This window comes from Streptomyces sp. PL-29 (assembly GCF_058344425.1).
The window spans coordinates 5,335,471-5,353,794 of record NZ_CP136996.1; the positions used below are offsets into that span (position 1 = coordinate 5,335,471).

At 72.5% G+C, this 18,324-nt stretch carries 13 protein-coding genes; 10 read left to right on the top strand and 3 right to left on the bottom strand.

The genetic code is table 11. From position 1 onward, the window contains the following. The first annotated feature begins 26 nt into the window (after positions 1-26). From R4Z63_RS24595 to R4Z63_RS24625, 7 genes are all read left to right on the top strand, one after another. Entirely contained in the window at positions 27-1,292 is a 1,266-nt protein-coding gene (locus tag R4Z63_RS24595) for a DUF4192 domain-containing protein (protein WP_384448337.1), read from the top strand. Positions 1,293-1,501: 209 nt separating this feature from the next. Then, the gene (locus R4Z63_RS24600; protein WP_384448340.1) at positions 1,502-3,481 is read left to right on the top strand and encodes an amylo-alpha-1,6-glucosidase; all 1,980 of its coding nucleotides are present in this window, start codon (positions 1,502-1,504) and stop codon (positions 3,479-3,481) included. Between the two features lie 192 nt (positions 3,482-3,673). Further along, positions 3,674-4,420, top strand: coding sequence for an NUDIX hydrolase (locus R4Z63_RS24605; RefSeq protein ID WP_037929764.1), 747 nt, complete (start codon positions 3,674-3,676; stop codon positions 4,418-4,420). A gap of 188 nt (positions 4,421-4,608) precedes the next feature. After that, complete coding sequence (locus tag R4Z63_RS24610; RefSeq protein WP_384448344.1) at positions 4,609-6,390, top strand: ABC transporter ATP-binding protein; 1,782 nt, start codon at positions 4,609-4,611, stop codon at positions 6,388-6,390. Between the two features lie 191 nt (positions 6,391-6,581). Continuing rightward, entirely contained in the window at positions 6,582-7,469 is an 888-nt protein-coding gene (locus R4Z63_RS24615; RefSeq protein WP_078557136.1) for a FadR/GntR family transcriptional regulator, read from the top strand. A 383-nt stretch (positions 7,470-7,852) separates the two neighbouring features. Beyond that, positions 7,853-9,433: an RNA polymerase sigma factor gene (locus tag R4Z63_RS24620; protein WP_491522589.1), complete on the top strand. Its 1,581-nt coding sequence runs from the start codon at positions 7,853-7,855 to the stop codon at positions 9,431-9,433. A gap of 137 nt (positions 9,434-9,570) precedes the next feature. Continuing rightward, on the top strand, positions 9,571-10,428 hold the full coding sequence (locus tag R4Z63_RS24625) for a S1 family peptidase (RefSeq protein WP_384448350.1): 858 nt from the start codon (positions 9,571-9,573) through the stop codon (positions 10,426-10,428). 246 nt (positions 10,429-10,674) lie between these two features. Here R4Z63_RS24625 and R4Z63_RS24630 read toward each other — a convergent pair whose 3' ends face one another. Next, positions 10,675-10,908, bottom strand: a complete 234-nt coding sequence (locus R4Z63_RS24630; protein ID WP_030028922.1) for a DUF7455 domain-containing protein — start codon at positions 10,906-10,908, stop codon at positions 10,675-10,677. Between the two features lie 447 nt (positions 10,909-11,355). Between R4Z63_RS24630 and R4Z63_RS24635 the strand changes: the two genes are divergently transcribed. The 3 genes from R4Z63_RS24635 (at position 11,356) to R4Z63_RS24645 (ending at position 15,727) form a co-directional block, all read left to right on the top strand. Continuing rightward, positions 11,356-13,476, top strand: coding sequence for a DNA gyrase/topoisomerase IV subunit B (locus R4Z63_RS24635; protein WP_384448353.1), 2,121 nt, complete (start codon positions 11,356-11,358; stop codon positions 13,474-13,476). Between the two features lie 176 nt (positions 13,477-13,652). Further along, on the top strand, positions 13,653-14,138 hold the full coding sequence (locus R4Z63_RS24640) for a DUF485 domain-containing protein (RefSeq protein ID WP_384448357.1): 486 nt from the start codon (positions 13,653-13,655) through the stop codon (positions 14,136-14,138). Beyond that, positions 14,135-15,727, top strand: coding sequence for a monocarboxylic acid transporter (locus R4Z63_RS24645; protein WP_384448359.1), 1,593 nt, complete (start codon positions 14,135-14,137; stop codon positions 15,725-15,727). The genes R4Z63_RS24640 and R4Z63_RS24645 overlap by 4 nt, the downstream gene beginning before the upstream one ends. A 64-nt stretch (positions 15,728-15,791) precedes the next feature. On the opposite strand, the gene R4Z63_RS24650 is transcribed toward R4Z63_RS24645, so the two are convergent. Continuing rightward, positions 15,792-16,493: a response regulator gene (locus tag R4Z63_RS24650; RefSeq protein ID WP_384448362.1), complete on the bottom strand. Its 702-nt coding sequence runs from the start codon at positions 16,491-16,493 to the stop codon at positions 15,792-15,794. After that, the gene (locus tag R4Z63_RS24655; protein WP_384448365.1) at positions 16,490-18,106 is read right to left on the bottom strand and encodes a sensor histidine kinase; all 1,617 of its coding nucleotides are present in this window, start codon (positions 18,104-18,106) and stop codon (positions 16,490-16,492) included. The genes R4Z63_RS24650 and R4Z63_RS24655 overlap by 4 nt, the downstream gene beginning before the upstream one ends. Positions 18,107-18,324: the final 218 nt, after the last annotated feature.

Genomic DNA, 18,324 nt, shown 5'->3' on the forward strand with positions numbered 1-18,324 from the left:
CGGATCACGCACGGGACCTTCGTGGCATGACGAACAGCAACGAAGCCCGTCGCCCGTCCGGCCGGTCCCTGATCGGCCCGGCCGGAACCACCGGCGTACCCCAGATCACTCTGCGCAGCCCGGCCGAACTGGCCGACGCGCTGCCCTACATGCTCGGCTTCCACCCGTCCGACTCTCTCGTCATGGTCGCCGTGCACGGCGAGGGCGGGCGCTTCGGCGGTCGGCTCCGTGTCGGCATCCCCACCGCCCCCGCGGAATGGGAGGACACCGCCCGGCAGGTCGCGGACTGCCTCGTCCGGGGCAGCGAACGCCGCGGCGGCAAGCCCGACGGCATCGTCGTCTACCTCTGTCAGGAGCCGTGTGGAGACGAGGACGGCCGGGCTGTGATGACCCGGCTGCGGCCGTTCGCCCAGCGGATCCGACTGGCCTGTGGCGCGCTGGACGTGCCGGTGCTGGAGGCGCTGTGCCTGTCGGCGGGCCGCTTCTGGTCCTATGTCTGCCCTGACGAGCGGTGCTGCCCGGCCGAAGGCAGCCCGCTGACCCCGGTGGGCACCTCGGTGACGGCCGCTGCCGCGACCTTCGCCGGGATCCAGATCCGCGGCTCCCTCGAAGAGATCGAGGGCAGGCTGGCGCCGCTGCGCGGGGCTGTGGCGGAGGAGGCCGAGCGGGCTCTGGACCGGGCCGCCGCGGCTCTGATGCCCCGGATCCTGCACGGCGCCACCCGGGAGGAGGTCGGTGCCGAGACCATCACGCTGGCGCAGGCCCTGATGCGGCGCATGGTGCTGGCCCCGCCCGTCGAGGGCGGTGCCCAGGGTGACGACTGGGACGACGCGCTCCTCGGGCACGACGAGGCGGCCTCGCTGATCCTCGGCCTCCAGGACCGGGAAGTCCGCGACATCGCGGCCGAGTGGATGGAGGGAGAGGAAGCGGCCCCCGCCCTGCGGCTCTGGCGGGCCCTGGCTCGCCGCTGCGTCGGCGCCTACGCAGAGCACGCTGCAGCCCCGCTCACCCTGGCGGGGTGGGTCTCCTGGTCGACCGGCGACGAGCCCACGGCCCGGATCGCCCTCGGCCTGGCCCTGCGCGCCGACTCCGAATACCGCTTCGCACAGCTGCTCCACCACGCCTGCAACGAGGGGCTCGACCCCGAGGGGCTGCGGCAGTGCCTCAGGGAGGAACGACGCCGCAGGCAACCCAGGCGCAGCCGGTCCTCGGCCGCCACTCGGCCGCCCGGCCGGCGGGGCCGCACGGCCCCGCGCCGCGGATCCCGCCGCACTGCGGGGACCGGGCAGTGAGCGCGCACCGGCCGTCGTCCGGCCGTCCTGTACGGATGCACCGCGGTGTCCCGGCACCCGCCCGGCCGAACGGGCCGCGCCCACGGAGCACCCGGCCGGAGCCGCGGCCCGTGACCCGGGCGGGGCCGGGGGCGTTCAGCTGGGGGGAGGTCCGGCCCCGGCCGCGCCGCCGCCCAGCTGAACCCACCGGAGCGCAGACAAGGCGACACATGTCTCACCCCGCACCCGCCCGCCCGCCCGCTGCCCGCAGGCCCGAGCTGCCACCCGTGCACGGCGCCGTCATCTGCGTCGCCGCGCCCTGTCTGGTCATTTCGCCGGAGCACGGCCAGTTGACCGGGAGGGGGGTCGACGGGATCTACCGCTCCGGGCGCAGGCTGCTTTCCCGCTGCATGCTGCGCGTCGGTGGCCGGGACCCGGTCGCCGTCCAGGGGCGCAGCCTCGGTGCCGACCGGGCCGCCTTCACCGCGACCGTGCGGACCGGCGCCGACCCCGGACCCGACCCGGACATCGGGGTGGAACGCGTCCGCCACGCCGACGGCACCGAACGGATCACCCTGCGCAGCTTCGCGGCCCGGCCGGTACGGCTCCCGGTGGAGGTCCACCTCGGGACCGACCTGGCGGAGCTGGCCGCCGTGGCCGCCGGCCGGGCCGGCCCGGAGCTGCCCGCCGGGGTGCACGCTGCCGGTCTGCGCTGGAGCACCGGCGGGGCCCAGGCCGTCACCGCGGCCGACCCCGCGCCCGACGACGCCGTGGCCTCGGCCGGACTGCTGCGCTGGCAGCTCGAACTGGGCCCCGGCGAATCGCGCACCATCGAGCTGCGGACCACGCACGACCAGGTGGTGCGGGCCCCCGTCGGCCGGGTGGCGAACCCCCTGGCCGACGCCCGCGCGGAGGGGGACGACCCGAGGGTCGGGGCATGGTTCCGCAGCAGCGTCCAGGACCTGGGCGCGCTGCTTTCGCGGGACCCCGCGGAACCGGGCGACGCCTTCGCCGCGGCGGGGGTGCCCTGGCGGCTGGGCCTGGCGCCGGCGGAGTCGCTCTGGGCCGCCCGTATGGCGCTGCCGTTGGGGACCGGCCTTGCCACCGCCACCCTGCGCGTGCTCGCCCGGACGCAGACCGGGGGGCACGGGGCCGACGCCGGGAGGATTCCGGGTCCCCTGCGGGGGGCCGGCCCGCAGTTGCCGCCCGCCTGCACCGGCACCGAGGCGACCCTCGCCTTCCCTTCGGTGCTCGCCGAAGCCCGGCTCTGGGGTATGCCGGAGGAGGACCTCGTCCGGCTGCTCCCCGCTGCCGAACGGTGCCTGGACTGGCTGCGCGGAGCCCTCGGGGATGACGGCTTCCTGGCCGATCCCGACCCCGGTCCCCGACGCTGCGAGACCCAGGCCCACGCCCACCGGGCCGCCGTGCTCGGCGCCGAACTCCTCGCCGGATGCGGGCGCCCCGGCGCTGAGGAGTGGCGGGAGCGGGCAGCGGCACTGCGGGAGCGGTTCCGGGAGCGGTTCTGGATCGATGGCCCGGACGGCGGCCGGCCGGCTTCGGCCCTGCATCCCGACGGGCGGCCGCTGCCGCGGCTGACCGGCGCTGCCGCCCACCTGCTCGACACCGGGCTCCTCGGCGGCGGGCGGCTCGCCCCCGGGCTTCTCGACCGGATCCGCACCGAGCAGCTCGCCCGGCTGTTCGGAGCCCCGGCCATGGACTGCGGATGGGGGCTGCGGAGCATGGCCCTCAAGGAGCCGGGATTCAACCCGTTCGGCCACCGCTCGGGCGCCGTGCGGGCGTACGAGAGCGCCGTCGCCGTGTCCAGCCTGGCCGCTGCGGGCTTCGAGAAGGAGGCAGCGGGCCTGCTCAGAGGGCTCCTGGACGCGGCGGAGGCCTTCGGGTACCGACTTCCGGAGATGTTCGCCGCCGAGCAGCGCACCGCGGGCAGCGCCCCGGTCCCGCACCCGGCGGCCTGCCGCCCCGCCGCAGTGGCCGCGGCCGCGGGAGTCCACGTGCTGACCGCCCTCGCGGGCATCCGTCCCGACGCCCCCGCGGGCACCGTCACCCTCGCCCCCCTTCCCGGCGCGCCCCTGGGAGCGATCCGGCTCGCGGGCCTGCGGGTGGCGGGCGAGCCCTTTGCCGTCCGGGTCGGCCGGCTCGGCCTCGGCATGGTGGAGGAGGCCGCTGATGCGCTCCAACTGGGAGGCTGAGGGTTCCGGCGGCCCGAGCCTCGTACGAGTGGTGATGCCCCGCCTCGTGCGAGCGGTGATGCTTCGAGCCGGGCGCCTGGGCGGAGCACGTCACAGGTCGGGTGCGACGGGCACCCTCGCCGGCCCGCGGGCCATCGTCTTCAAGGTCACCAAAGCGCTGTTTATCGTCAAGCAGACGACTATGATCGCGGCATGTCGCCCTACGACCCGTCGGCCTATCCGCCCTTCGCAGTCACCGTCGACCTGGTCGTGCTCACCGTGCGGCGCCACGCGCTCTGCGCGCTGGTCGTCCGGCGGGGTGAGCAGCCGTTCCAGGGGCGCTGGGCGCTGCCCGGCGGATTCGTCCGCGGTGACGAGGACCTCGCGGCCGCCGCTGCACGAGAGCTCTCCGAGGAAACCGGCCTGTGTGCCCACGATCCGGCCATGCCGGGTGCGGGCAACGGGGCCCACCTCGAACAGCTGGCCACCTATGGCGATCCGAAGCGTGATCCCAGGATGCGCGTCGTCAGCGTGGCGCACCTGGTGCTGGCTCCGGACCTCCCCGCGCCCCGGGCCGGAGGCGATGCCAACAGTGCGCGCTGGGCACCCGTCGACGAGGTGCTGGCCGTCGGGGACGAGGGCGCCGCGGGGCTCGCCTTCGACCATGCGCAGATCCTTGCCGACGGTGTGGAGCGGGCCCGCTCGAAGATTGAGTACTCCTCGCTGGCCACCGCCTTCTGCCCGCCCGAATTCACCGTCGGGGAACTGCGCCGGGTGTACGAGGCGGTGTGGGGGGTGGCACTGGACCCGCGCAACTTCCACCGCAAGGTCACCGGCACTCCGGGTTTCCTGGTGCCGGCCGGCGGAACGACGACCCGTCAGGGCGGCCGTCCCGCCCAGCTGTTCCGCGCGGGCGGGGCGACCCTGCTCAATCCGCCGATGCTGCGCCCGGAGGTCTGACCCGGGGGAGCCCGCGCCACGGGTGCCGCGTCCGGCGATGGCCGCACCAGGGCCGCGGCGGGGGGAAGATCCGGCGGAACGATCGGCATTCGATCGGACCGGTTGCGCCGAAAATCGGATATATCGCGTTATCTTGCTTGCGGTACTCACGTTGCCGCAGAGCGGTCTCACACCCCGCGAGAGAAGCGATGCTCCAGGCCATCGGACTCACCAGCACACCACGATCCGACACTCCGCCCCTTGTGGACGACCTCACCCTCGAGGCCCGCCCGGGGCATGTGACCGCCCTGTTCGGAGGGTCGGGCTCGGGCAAGACGACCGCCCTGCGGCTCATGCTCGAACTCGAACCCGGGCGCGGCGTCACGTACTTCCGTGGCCGCCCGCTGCACCGGATCCCGCACCCCTGCCGTGAGGTCGGAGTGGTGCTCGGAGACGTCCCCGGCAACCCGGCGCGGACCGTCCGAAACCAACTGAGGATGCTCTGCGCCGCCGCCGGGGTGCCAGCCTCCCGGGCCGACACCATGCTTGAGGTCGTCGGCATCGCGGGTCTGAGGGACCAGCGCCTCGGTTCGCTGTCGGTCGGCATGGAGCGCAGGGTCGCCCTGGCCTCGGCGTTGCTTGGTGATCCCTGCACCCTGCTCCTCGACGAGCCTGCCGCGGGGCTCTCGCCCCGAGAACGTGGCTGGCTGTACGGGCTGCTGCGCGGCCACGCCGCCCTCGGCGGCGCCGTCCTCTTCACTACTGCCGATGCCAGGGAAGCGGCCAGGAGCGCCGATCGGGTCGTCAGTATCGAGGCGGGCCGCCTCGTCGCCGATCAGGAGGCCGCGGAGTTCGCGCGGACCCGGCTGAGGCCTCGGGTCGCCGTACGTACCCCTCATGCCGCCCGCCTGGCCGACGTCCTGGGCCGGGAAGCCCGGGCGGCCCAGCGGGCGGTGGAGATCGTCGAGGAGAGCGGCAGCCGTTTGTCGGTGTACGGGAGCAACTGCGCCGAGGTCGGCGAGGCGGCGTTCCGTCACGGCGTGCTGGTCCACCAGCTCGCCGACGAGACCGGCGACGCTGGAACGCCGGCGACCCAGGTCCCGCACGCGCGGGTCGCGGACGCGACGGCCGCCGGTGCTGCACCGGGCCCCGGCGAGGACACCGCCGGGCGCGCTCGGCAGGGTCACCCCCAGGGTCCAGCCTCGGCCGTGCGGCGCCTGGGTGGGCCCCTGAGGCCGCTGCGCTACGAGCTGCTCCGGGTCTTCGGGACCGCCACCCCCATCCTCACCACTGCCCTCGTGGTCGCGGTCTCGGTTCTCACCGCCCTCGTGCTCGCCCGGTCCGGTCGGATCCCGCAGGGTCGACTGCTGGCCGCCTGGCCCGAGTTGCTGCCGCTGCCGCCTGCCGCCCTCGGCGCGGGGTTGCTCGGCGCGCTCGCCTTCGGCGAGGAGTACCGCTACCCGGCGCTGGCTGCCGACCGGGGCACCGTGCCCCGCCGGCTCGGGCTGCTCACCGCGAAGCTCGGCGTCAGCGCCGCCCTCGCCCTGCTGCTGGGCGCCCTGGTGGTGACGGCCGACGCGGCCGCCCTGGCGCTCGCCTTCGGCAGCGGCCCGCTGCGCGCCCCCGCGCACTGGCTTTCCCCGGCCGCGAGTTGGGCCGGACTGCTGATCGGCTGCGCCTGGGCCGGCGTGCTGGCCTCCGGCGTCTTCCGATCCGCCGCCGCTGGGCTGGCGGCCGTGCTCGCCGTACCCGTGGGAGTGGTTCCGCTGGTGCGCAGGGCGCTGGAAGGCTCGTCCGCGTACCCGATGACCGGACTGGGCCCCAGGCTGCGCGGTCTGTCCTGGGTGCAGTGGCCGCCCGAGGCGGACCGGCTGCTGGTCGGTGCCCTGCGGGTGGTGACCCAGCCCGTCGCCACTGCACTGCTGTTGTCGCTGATGGTCCTGTTGTGCGCCTATGGGTTCACCGGACTGCGCAGCAGGGTTCGTTGGTGATCGTTCCGGTGCCGGAGCGGTCGCGGACGGGACCGATGCAGTCCATGTCGCGTCAAGGGGACCGCAACTCCGCGCAATAGGCCCGGTTCTTTACGATAAGTCGTCAATTGCGTAGGTGGCACCGATCACCCTTTCGTGTGCTTTTCACCAAAGACCTCAAGGGCCGCGGAGGCACGACCGACAAAGGATTCGTGAGTACCCTTGCGCACACCATGATGACCGCCGCCCGCCATGCCGACTCCGGCCTCGCCGGCGCGGGCGAACTCGACCGCTACCCCTACGCGGAGACCCCCGGGTCCGACCGCGTCGGAGCACCCCACTGGGACGGCGCCGACGTCGAGTTGAGCCGGGTGGGCCGCCGGGCGGCAGGCAGCCGCGGCCGCGGACTGCACGGCCAACTCGTCCAGCAGCTCGGCCAGATGATCGTTTCCGGCGATCTCGGCGCGGACCGCCCCCTGGTTCCCGAGGAGATCGGCCAGCGCTTCGAGGTCTCCCGCACGGTCGTCCGCGAATCGCTGCGGGTCCTCGAGGCCAAGGGCCTCGTCAGCGCCCGTCCCAACGTCGGCACCCGGGTGCGCCCCGTCGCCGACTGGAACCTGCTCGACCCCGACATCATCGAGTGGCGTGCCTTCGGGCCCCAGCGCGACGACCAGCGCCGCGAGCTCGGCGAGCTCCGCTGGACGATCGAGCCCCTCGCCGCCCGCCTGGCCGCCGGCCACGGCCGCCCGGACGTCCAGCAGCGCCTGGCCGACATGGTCGAGATCATGGGCCACGCCCTCGGTCAGGGTGACTCGATCACCTTCGCGCGCGCCGACAACGAGTTCCACGCACTCCTCATCCAGGTGGCGGGCAACCGCATGCTGGAACACCTCTCCGGCATCGTCTCCGCCGCCCTCCAGGTCTCCGGCAGCCCGATGACCTCCTGCGACCGCCCGAGCGAGGCGTGCGTAGCGCACCACGCCCGGATGGTCGAGGCCCTCGCTGCGGGCGACGCAGCGGGTGCCGAGAGCGCGATGCGCCAGCTCCTGACGGTTCATCCGGAGGTCGAGCGCGTGGTTCCTGCCCCGCGCGAGCACTGACGGGCGGGCGCGCGGGGGTGTACGACACGTCGCCGGGCCCGGCCGGGCCCGGCGACACCGGCGTGTGGGCTTCGTCCCTCTTTCGGAGCCCCTCCGGGGCTGCCGCGAAGCTTCCGGGGCCGAGGGGTGCGACCGTATGACCGGCATCCGCGCATACAGGGTGTGACTCGGGCCACGAAGATTGGGCGTAACGCTCCGCGAGGTCGCGCGATGACTTAAGAGGTGATGGCCGACGGAGGGAACAGCAGCCCTTGGGGTTGCTGTGCAGCTCCCCGGCCCCTGCCCGCGCCGCCGGCCCATCCCCGGTCGGTGGTCGTCGGCTCCGGTCCAGCACCACCAGGCCCGGGGTCGGAAGCCGTTCCCATCGTTCCGAGAGGTTGTTCGTGTCGGCCAGCACATCCCGTACGCTCCCGCCGGAGATCGCCGATTCCGAGTCTGTGATGGCGCTCATCGAGCGGGGCAAGGCCGAGGGGCAGATCGCCGGCGATGACGTGCGTCGGGCCTTCGAGGCTGACCAGATTCCTGCGACCCAGTGGAAGAATGTTCTGCGCAGCCTCAACCAGATCCTCGAGGAAGAGGGTGTGACGCTGATGGTCAGTGCCGCGGAGTCGCCCAAGCGCACCACCCGCAAGAGCGTCGCAGCGAAGAGCCCGGCCAAGCGGACGGCCACCGAGCCCGTCAGGAAGACGGCGGCCAGGACGGCGGCGGCCCAGCCCGTGGCCGCGGCACCTGCCGCGGTGGACCCGCAGGAGCAGGAACCGGACGCCGCCGTCGAGCAGGCCGCGGCGGAGCCCGTCGCCAAGAAGGTGGCCGCGAAGAAGACGGCCGCGAAGAAGGCCGCGCCCGCCAAGAAGGCCGCCGCGAAGAAGACCGCCGCGAAGAAGACCGCGGCCAAGAAGGACGCGGACGAGGCCGGCGAGGACGAGACCCCGGACGAGGGGCCCGACGCGGTCAAGGCCGAGGGCGACGAAGAGGACGAGGGCGGGGAGAACAAGGGCTTCGTCATCTCGGACGACGAGGACGACGCCCCGGCCCAGCAGGTCGTGGTGGCCGGCGCGACCGCCGACCCGGTCAAGGACTACCTCAAGCAGATCGGCAAGGTGCCGCTCCTCAACGCCGAGCAGGAGGTCGAGCTCGCCAAGCGGATCGAGGCCGGACTGTTCGCCGAGGACAAGCTGGCGAACTCCGACAAGCTGGCGCCGAAGCTCAAGCGCGAGCTGGAGATCATCGCCGAGGACGGCCGCCGCGCCAAGAACCACCTGCTGGAGGCCAACCTCCGTCTCGTGGTCTCGCTGGCCAAGCGTTACACCGGCCGCGGCATGCTCTTCCTGGACCTGATCCAGGAAGGCAACCTGGGCCTCATCCGTGCGGTCGAGAAGTTCGACTACACCAAGGGCTACAAGTTCTCCACCTACGCGACCTGGTGGATCCGGCAGGCGATCACGCGTGCCATGGCCGACCAGGCCCGCACCATCCGCATCCCCGTCCACATGGTCGAGGTCATCAACAAGCTCGCCCGCGTGCAGCGTCAGATGCTCCAGGACCTGGGCCGCGAGCCCACCCCGGAGGAGCTGGCCAAGGAACTCGACATGACCCCCGAGAAGGTCATCGAGGTCCAGAAGTACGGCCGCGAGCCGATCTCCCTGCACACGCCCCTTGGCGAGGACGGCGACAGCGAGTTCGGTGACCTCATCGAGGACTCCGAGGCCGTCGTCCCGGCCGACGCCGTGAGCTTCACGCTGCTGCAGGAGCAGCTGCACTCGGTGCTCGACACTCTGAGCGAGCGCGAGGCCGGCGTGGTCTCCATGCGCTTCGGCCTCACCGACGGACAGCCCAAGACCCTCGACGAGATCGGCAAGGTCTACGGCGTCACCCGCGAGCGGATCCGCCAGATCGAGTCGAAGACCATGTCGAAGCTGCGCCACCCGTCGCGCTCCCAGGTGCTGCGCGACTACCTGGACTGAGCCGGTCGGCGGGCCTCGGCGGCGGATGCCGCTGAGGCCCGCGCGACGGAGGCGCCGACGGTGTCCGCGCGGGTGCGCTCGGCCACCGGGCAACCCACTCTGGGTGGAGTCATGCACACTCGGAGTCAGGAGGCCCCATGCGTCGTCCCTTTGCCCGTGTCCTGGCGGGCGCGCTGACCCTGGCGGCGGGAACGGCCGCGGTGCCGCTCGCCCAGATGCCCCGGGCGGCCGCGGACAGCGTGGTGATCGGCGGGAAGCCGGTGAAGGTGGCCGACAGCCCCTGGGTCGTGGCCCTGGCCAGCCGTGACCGGTTCGGAGGTACGCGGGACGGGCAGTTCTGCGGGGGTGTCGTGGTCGCGCCGACCAAAGTGGTCACCGCGGCGCACTGCCTGGGCCGGCAGGTGCTCGGCGGACCCGTCGAGTCCGTGTCCGATTTCCGGGTGATCGCCGGTCGTACGGAGCTCCGGGCGGCTGACGGCCGGGAGATCGCGGTGCGCGGGGCACGGGTGAATCCCGACTACGACCCGCGGAGCAATGCGGGCGACCTCGCCGTCCTGGAGCTGGCGGAAGCCGTTCCGGCACACCACGTCCTGCCCATGGCGGAGACGGGGCACCCCGCCTACCGGGCGGGCACCGAGGCGGACGTGTACGGCTGGGGCGACACCAGCGGCTTCGGCGACTACGCGTACGCCCTGCGGGCCGCACGCGTGAGGGTCCTCGCGGACGAGGTGTGCGGGCGCGCCTATCCCGGGGACATGGACGGACAATACCGGGCCGAATCCATGGTGTGTGCGGGAGACGGCGGGGGCGGCAAGGACGCCTGCCAGGGCGACAGCGGCGGGCCGCTGGTGGCGCAGGGCCGGCTCATCGGGCTGGTCTCGTGGGGCCGGGGCTGCGGACGCGCCGACAGTCCGGGTGTGTACACGCGTATCGCCCCACTGGCCGGCTTCGTGACGGGCTCGGAGAGGGCCTCGCAGCAGGACGGGGTCCAATAGGTCGGCCGGGGGCCCCGCGGGCGCCCTGGCCGCGTGCAGCGTCCGCACAGGGGCAACGAGCGGACCAGGGGCGGCCGGCCCGTTGCCGCCGTCCTGTGACACCGGCCCGGGACGGCTCGGTACCGCCGACTTTCCCGGTGCGGGCGGCCTGCGGACGTGAGGACGGGCGGCACCCCTGGGTCTCAGGGGTGCCGCCCGTCGACCGGCCTGGCCGGTCCTGGCTCGTCGGATGCGAGGTGGCCTGTGTCAGCGGTCCTCGGGTTCGGCGTGGGCAGCCGGAGCGGACGTGAGCCGCTCGGTCTCATCCTGTATTTCCGCGGCGATCTTCTTGAGTTCCGGCTCGAACTTGCGACCGTGGTGGGCGCAGAAGAGCAGTTCACCGCCGCTCAGCAGGACGACGCGCAGATATGCCTGGGCGCCGCAACGGTCGCATCGGTCAGCGGCCGTCAGCGGGGTCGCGGGTGTCAGAACAGTAGTCACGTCGCCTCTTCTCTAGCTCGACGAGCTGTCGTACCAGGGTCAACATCCAACCAGGCCGAAAACGTTCCCGCTCTCGGCTTTTCCTCGAAACTTCCTTCCGAAGCTGGCCGGCTGTTGCCGGTTGGCGGCGAAGGAGCCGTATTGCGTTGCTTTACGGTTTCGCGTTGTCACTCGTGCGCTTGTTGCAGTTCCATCCTCCCCGGCGTGAGTGCCAGGTTGTTCATGAGGACGTGCCCGAACCCTAAATGGTTCATGCGCGGAAGGGAACGTGATGTTTCCTTCACCCGCCCGGGGGATCGAACATCCGTACGGATCTGGACTAGGCTGAGGAAAGCGCGAGGGTGGCGTTGCATCGGCTCTACCTGGCCTCGGTACCCTTCGACGGGTACCCGAGCCACCCCTGCGCCCGACAGGGCCAGAAAAGAAATTCAGCGAGGAGCGAACTGCGTGACCGCCGACACGTCCGTGCCTTCCAGCGCGCTGCTGCCCGGAGCAGACCGGGACGGTTCCAACTACACCGCGCGGCACCTGCTCGTCCTCGAAGGGCTGGAGGCCGTCCGTAAGCGTCCCGGCATGTATATCGGCTCGACCGACAGCCGGGGCCTCATGCACTGCCTGTGGGAGATCATCGACAATTCCGTCGACGAGGCCCTGGGCGGCTACTGCGACCACATCGAGGTGATCCTCCACGAGGACTCCTCGGTCGAGGTCCGCGACAACGGCCGCGGCATCCCCGTGGACGTCGAGCCCAAGACCGGCCTGTCGGGTGTCGAGGTCGTCATGACCAAGCTGCACGCGGGCGGCAAGTTCGGCGGCGGCTCGTACGCCGCCTCCGGCGGCCTGCACGGCGTCGGCGCCTCGGTGGTCAACGCCCTCTCCGCCCGCCTGGACGTGGAGGTCGACCGGGGGAGCGCCACGCATGCCATCAGCTTCCGGCGCGGCGTCCCCGGGATGTTCACCGAGCAGGGCCCCGACAGCCCCTTCGACCCGGCGAACGGCCTGCGCAAGGTCAAGCGCATCGCCAAGGGCAGGACCGGCACCCGGATCCGCTACTGGTCCGACCGCCAGATCTTCCTCAAGGACGCCCGCCTCAACCTGGAGACGCTCTACCAGCGCGCCCGCCAGACGGCCTTCCTCGTCCCCGGTCTGACCCTGGTCGTCCGCGACGAGCGGGCCATCGACGGGGCCGGCAAGACCGAGGAGACCTTCCGCTTCGACGGGGGCATCAGTGAGTTCTGCGAGTACCTGGCCCAGGACAAGGCCGCCTGCGACGTGCTGCGGCTGACCGGCTCGGGCACCTTCAAGGAGACCGTCCCCGTCCTGGATGACCGCGGCCACATGACCCCCGCCGAGGTCACCCGCGATCTCGGTGTGGACATCGCGCTGCGCTGGGGCACGGGCTACGAGACCAACGTCAAGTCCTTCGTGAACATCATCGCCACCCCCAAGGGCGGCACCCACGTCACCGGCTTCGAACGCTCCGTGACCAAGACCGTCAACGAGGTGCTTCGCTCGGCCAAGCTGCTGCGCGTCGCCGAGGACGACGTGGTCAAGGACGACGCGATGGAGGGCATGACGGCCGTCGTCACCGTCCGTCTCGCCGAGCCGCAGTTCGAGGGCCAGACCAAGGAGGTGCTCGGCACCTCGGCCGCCACCCGGGTCGTCGCGGCGGTGGTCGCCAAGGAGCTCAAGGCCTTCCTGACCTCCACCAAGCGTGACGACAAGCAGCAGGCCCGCGCCGTGATGGAGAAGATCGTCGCGGCCGCCCGGACGCGGATCGCGGCCCGCCAGCACAAGGAGGCGCAGCGCCGCAAGACCGCGCTGGAGACCTCCTCCCTTCCGGCGAAGCTGGCAGACTGCCGCAGCGACGACGTGGACCGCAGCGAGCTCTTCATCGTCGAGGGCGACTCCGCCCTCGGCACCGCGAAGCTCGCCCGCAACTCCGAGTTCCAGGCGCTTCTGCCCATCCGGGGCAAGATCCTCAACGTCCAGAAGTCCTCGGTCTCGGACATGCTCAAGAACGCCGAGTGCGGTGCGATCATCCAGGTCATAGGGGCCGGATCGGGCCGGACCTTCGACATCGACGCCGCCCGCTACGGCAAGATCGTGCTGCTCGTCGACGCCGATGTGGACGGCGCCCACATCCGCTGTCTGCTGCTCACGCTCTTCCAGCGGTACATGCGGCCGATGGTCGAGGCCGGCCGGGTCTTCGCGGCCGTCCCGCCGCTGCACCGGATCGAGCTGGTCCAGCCCAAGAAGGGCCAGGACAAGTACGTCTACACGTACTCGGACAACGAGCTGCGCCAGACTCTTCTGGAGTACCAGCGCAAGAACATCCGGTACAAGGACTCGATCCAGCGCTACAAGGGCCTCGGCGAGATGGACGCGGACCAGCTGGCGGAGACCACCATGGACCCCCGCTTCCGCACCCTGCGCCGGATCAACATCGGCGACCTGGACTCCGCTGAGCAGGTCTTCGACCTGCTCATGGGCAACGAGGTGGCCCCGCGCAAGGAGTTCATCACGAGCTCCGCGGCCACGCTGGACCGCTCGCGCATCGACGCCTGAGCGGAACGCCGCCGGCGGCCGGCGGCATCTGACACGGGGCGGGCGCCACGGCACACCGGTGCTCTTCGCTGCATCACCTGTTGGAGTGAAGAGCACCGGTACACCAGTCCGGAAACCGTCCATTCCGCACATCCTTGGGGCACGCGGCCAATGCGGCAGCGGACAAGGAGAGTTCGGTGGACAAGCACGAAGGCCGCGATGCCGGAACGATCCGGCTGGACGACCCCTGGTACGACGCGCTGGCCGTCGGCTGGGGCGAGGGCGCGGAACCGTACCCGCCCCGGCCGGCCCCGGTCGGCCGCCCGACGCCCGGCGCATCCGACATCTACCGGGAAGTGCAGCGCAGCGCCGCCTTCCAAGAGGTCCGCAGCCGGTATCGCCGCTTCGTCGTCCCCGCGACCGCCGGGTTCTTCCTCTGGTACGTCGCCTACGTGGTGGCCGCCACGGCCGCGCCCGGCCTGATGGCACGGCCCGTCCTGGGCGCGGTAAACGTGGCCATGCTGGCGGGGCTGGGGCAGTTCCTCAGCACCTTCCTGCTCACCTGGGCCTACGCCCGGCACGCACGGCTGCGCCGGGACCGGGCCGCACTCGACCTGCGCTGGACCGTCTTCGAGCAGGAACACGGCCGGGAGCGGAGCCGGGCGAGGAGGGCAGGCCGGTGACCAGTGAGCACCAGACCCTCGCGCTGATGCTGTTCAGCCTCTTCATCGCGGTGACCCTGGGCATCACCACCTGGGTCAGCCGCAACCGGCACGGTTCCGCCGAGGAGTTCTACGTCGGCGGGAGACTCTTCTCCCCGATGGAGAACGGCTTCGCCATCGCGGGCGACTACATGTCCGCCGCGTCCTTCCTCGGCATCTCCGGGCTGATCGCCCTCTTCGGCTACGACGGCCTGCTCTACTCGGTGGGGTTCCTGGTCGCCTGGCTGGTCGTGCTCTTCCTCGTGGCCGAACTGGTGCGCAACTGCGGGCGCTTCACCCTCGCCGACGTGGTCGCCGCCCGGATGAGCGAGCGCCCGGTACGGATCGCCGCCGGCACCTCCTCGGTCGTCGTCTCCGTGCTCTACCTCGTCGCGCAGATGGTCGGCGCGGGCAGTCTGGTCGGGCTGCTGCTCGGCAACTCGAGCGCCGCGGCACGGACCTTGACGGTGATCGGGGTGGGCGCCCTGATGGTGGTCTACGTCTCCTTCGGCGGTATGCGGGCCACCACCTGGATCCAGATCGTGAAGGCCGTGCTGCTGATGGGCGGGGCGATCACCCTGACCGTGCTCGTGCTGCTGCGCTTCCACGGCGATTTCGGCTGGCTGCTCACCGGCGCCGCCGAACGCAGCGGGCACGGGCTCGCGTTCCTGAGCCCCGGCCTGAAGTACGGCGGGGACTGGACGGCCCGCGCCGACTTCATCAGCCTGGGTCTCGCCCTGGTCCTGGGGACCGCGGGCCTGCCCCACATCCTGTCGCGCTTCTACACCGTGCCCACCGCCCGGGCGGCCCGCCGCTCGGTGGTCTGGGCGATCGGGCTGATCGGCGGCTTCTACCTGATGACCATCGTGCTCGGCTTCGGGGCGGCGGCCCTCGTCGGACCCGACGAGGTACGGGCCTCCAACGCCTCGGGGAACACGGCCGTCCCCCTGCTGGCGGCCTTCCTCGGCGGCGGCGCCGATACCACCGGGGGTGCGGTGCTGTTCGCCTTCGTCGCCGCCATCGCCTTCGCGACCATCCTGGCCGTGGTGGCCGGGATCACCCTGGCCTCGTCCGCCTCCGTCGCCCACGATCTGTACGCCTCGCTCAAGCGCAGGCACGCCAGGCAGCGCAGCGAGGTCTCGGTGGCCAGGGCCGCGGCCGTGGGGATCGGCGCGGTGGCCATCGCCCTCGGGCTGCTCGCGCAGAACCTCAACGTGGCGTTCCTGGTGGGGCTGGCCTTCGCGGTGGCGGCCTCGGCCAACCTTCCGGTGCTGCTGTACTCGCTCTTCTGGCGCGGTTTCACCACCCGGGGGGCTGTCTGGTCGGTGTACGGGGGCCTGGTTCCGGCGGTGCTGCTGGTGCTGGTCTCGCCGGTGGTGTCGGGCAGCGCGGAGTCGCTGTTCCCGGGGGTGGACTTCCAGATCTTCCCGCTGCAGAACCCGGGGATCGTCTCGATCCCGCTGGGCTTCCTGGCCGGCTGGGTGGGTACGGTCACCTCGGGCGAGGAACCGGACGAGGCGAAGCACGCGGAGATCGAGGTTCGCTCGCTGACCGGCGCGGGAGCGGTCTGAGCCGCGACCGGTTGCGCAGGCTGCAGAGGGGGGCGGGCAGGAGGCGGGGTGCCGGGCGTAGGCCTCAGGCGCGCCCGTCCGACGGGATCCAGGCGTAGCGGTGCTCCGGGCGGCCGGTCTCGCCGTAGCGCAGGGCCAGGGAGACGCGGCCGGAGCGTTCGAGGAGCGTCAGATAACGCTGGGCGCTCTGGCGGCTGATACCGGCGCGGTCGGCGATCTGCTGGGTGGACAGCGGGCTTTCGGCCGGGCGCAGCACCTGGCGGACCAGCTCGGCCGTGGTGGGGGAGTGGCCCTTGGGCAGCTCGTTCTCGTACGCAGCACCGGCGAGGGCGCCGAAGATCCGGTCCACCTCGTCCTGTTCGGCCTCGCCGCCCGTGGCCAGGGTTCGGCGCAGCGAACGATAGGCCTCCAGGCGGGCGCGCAGGCCGGCGAAGGTGAACGGCTTGACCAGGTACTGGAGTGCTCCGAGGCGCATCGCGGCCTGCACGGTTGCGAGGTCGCGGGCGGCGGTGACCATGATCACATCGGTGCCGTCGCCGCGCTGGCGCAGACGGCGGACCAGGTCCAGACCGTTCTCGTCGGGCAGGTAGTGGTCGAGGAGGACCAGGCCCACCGGGTGGGCGGAGAGGAAGTCCAGGGCCTCTGCGGTGGAACGGGCCTGAGCGATCACCCGGAATCCGGGAACCTTCGCCACGTACGCCGCGTTGATCTGGACAACACGCATGTCGTCGTCGACGACCAATACGTGGATCGGGGTCTCGTTCATCGCAGGGCCTCCGGAAGTACGACGGAGAATTCCGCCCCTCCGTCCGCTGCTTCACCGGCCCGGGCGCTGCCGCCCTGCCGCTCCGCGAGGCGGCGTACGAGGGCGAGGCCCAGCCCGCGCTCGCGGTGGGCCCGGGGCAGCTTGGTCGACCATCCCTCGGTGAAGATCTCCTCGCGACGCGCGGCGGGGACTCCGGGGCCGTTGTCGCGCACCCGCAGCACGGCGGTACGGCCCTCCGCGCGGAGCTCCACCTCGACCAAGGGCGCCGTCCCGCCGGCGGCGGCGTCCAGGGCGTTGTCCACCAGGTTGCCGACGATCGTGACGAGCCCGCCCGGGTCGACCAGGCGGTCGGGAAGGAGCGTGGCGGACGCCAGCCGCAGGGGGATGCCGCGCTCCGCGGCGACGGTGGCCTTGCCCACGAGGAGGGCGGCCAGCAGCGGGTCGTGGACCTTCTCGGTGACCTGTTCGGCGGTCGTGCGGTGCGCGCCGACGACTTCGGCGACGAACTCCACCGCCTCCTCGTGCAGGCCCAGTTCCAGCAGGCCGAGGAGGGTGTGGAGGCGGTTGGCGTGTTCGTGGTCCTGGGCGCGCAGGGCGTCGATGAGGCCGCGCGTGGAGTCGAGTTCGCGGCTCAGGTGCTCCAGCTCGGTGCGGTCGCGCAGGGTGGCGACGGCGCCTCCGTCCGCCGTGGGCATGCGGTTGGCGACCAGCACCCGGGGGCCCTGGACGGTGAGCAGGTCCCGGCCCGTCACACGGCCCGAGAGCACGTCGGCGGTGCGGCCGGCACCGAGGACGTCGTCCAGAGGGTGTCCGGCGAAGGCGCCGGTGGAGTCCGGGGTGAGGCCCAGCAGCCGGGCGGCCTCGTCGTTGACCAGCCGGACCCGGCCGTCCGGGGCGAGGGCGATCACGCCTTCCCGGACGGAGTGCAGCATGGCCTCGCGTTCGGCGAGCAGGCCGGCGATGTCGGAGAAGGCCAGGTCGCGGGTCTGGCGGTGGATCCTGCGGGACAGCAGGCAGGCGGCCAGGGCGCCCGCGGCCAGGGCGCCGCCGGCGTGGGCGAGCAGCCCCGGGACGGCCCCGAGCAGGCGGTCGCGGACGCTGTCGTAGGCGATGCCGACCGAGACGGCGCCGACGATCTCGCCGTCGGCGGCGACGAGGGGGACCTTGCCGCGTGCGGTGCGCCCCAGGGTGCCGTCGTCGATCTCCATGACCTCGCGGCCCGCCAGGGCGTCGCTCGGGTCGGTGGAGGCGGGCAGTCCGATCCGGTCGGGGCTCGGGTGCGAGTGGCGGATGCCGTCCCGGTCGAGGACGACGACGTACTCGGCGCCGGTCGCCCTGCGGATCCGCTCGGCCGAGGCCTGCACCGGGCCGTCCGCCGACGCCGCGGTCTCCAGGAGACCCGCGGTGATCGCGGGGTCCGCCGCGGCGCTCTGCGCGATGGCCAGGGCGCGGCGCATGGCCTGGTCATCGAGCTGGGCGCCGAGCGGCGCGAGGAACAGCCCCGTGGCCAGGACGACGACTCCGGCCGCGATGGCCAACTGGGCCAGCAGGATCTGCGAGACCGCCCGCTTGGGCAGCCCGAGGCGCCGAGCGCTGATGAGGGGGAACCGCATGGACAGCAACGGTAGGTCGGCCCCGGTGCGAGCGGAATGTCCGGGCGCCGTTCGTCGGGCACCCCGCTCCGTGCCCGGGCCATGGGCCATGGGTCATGGGCCCTTGCGGGTGACGCGGACGATACGGGTGTCGTGGCGGTCGGCGGCGGCGCCTCGTGCGCTGGCCAGAAAGGTTCACCGCCTCGCGGGCCCCGGCACGGCACCTCGCCGCGTTGTCG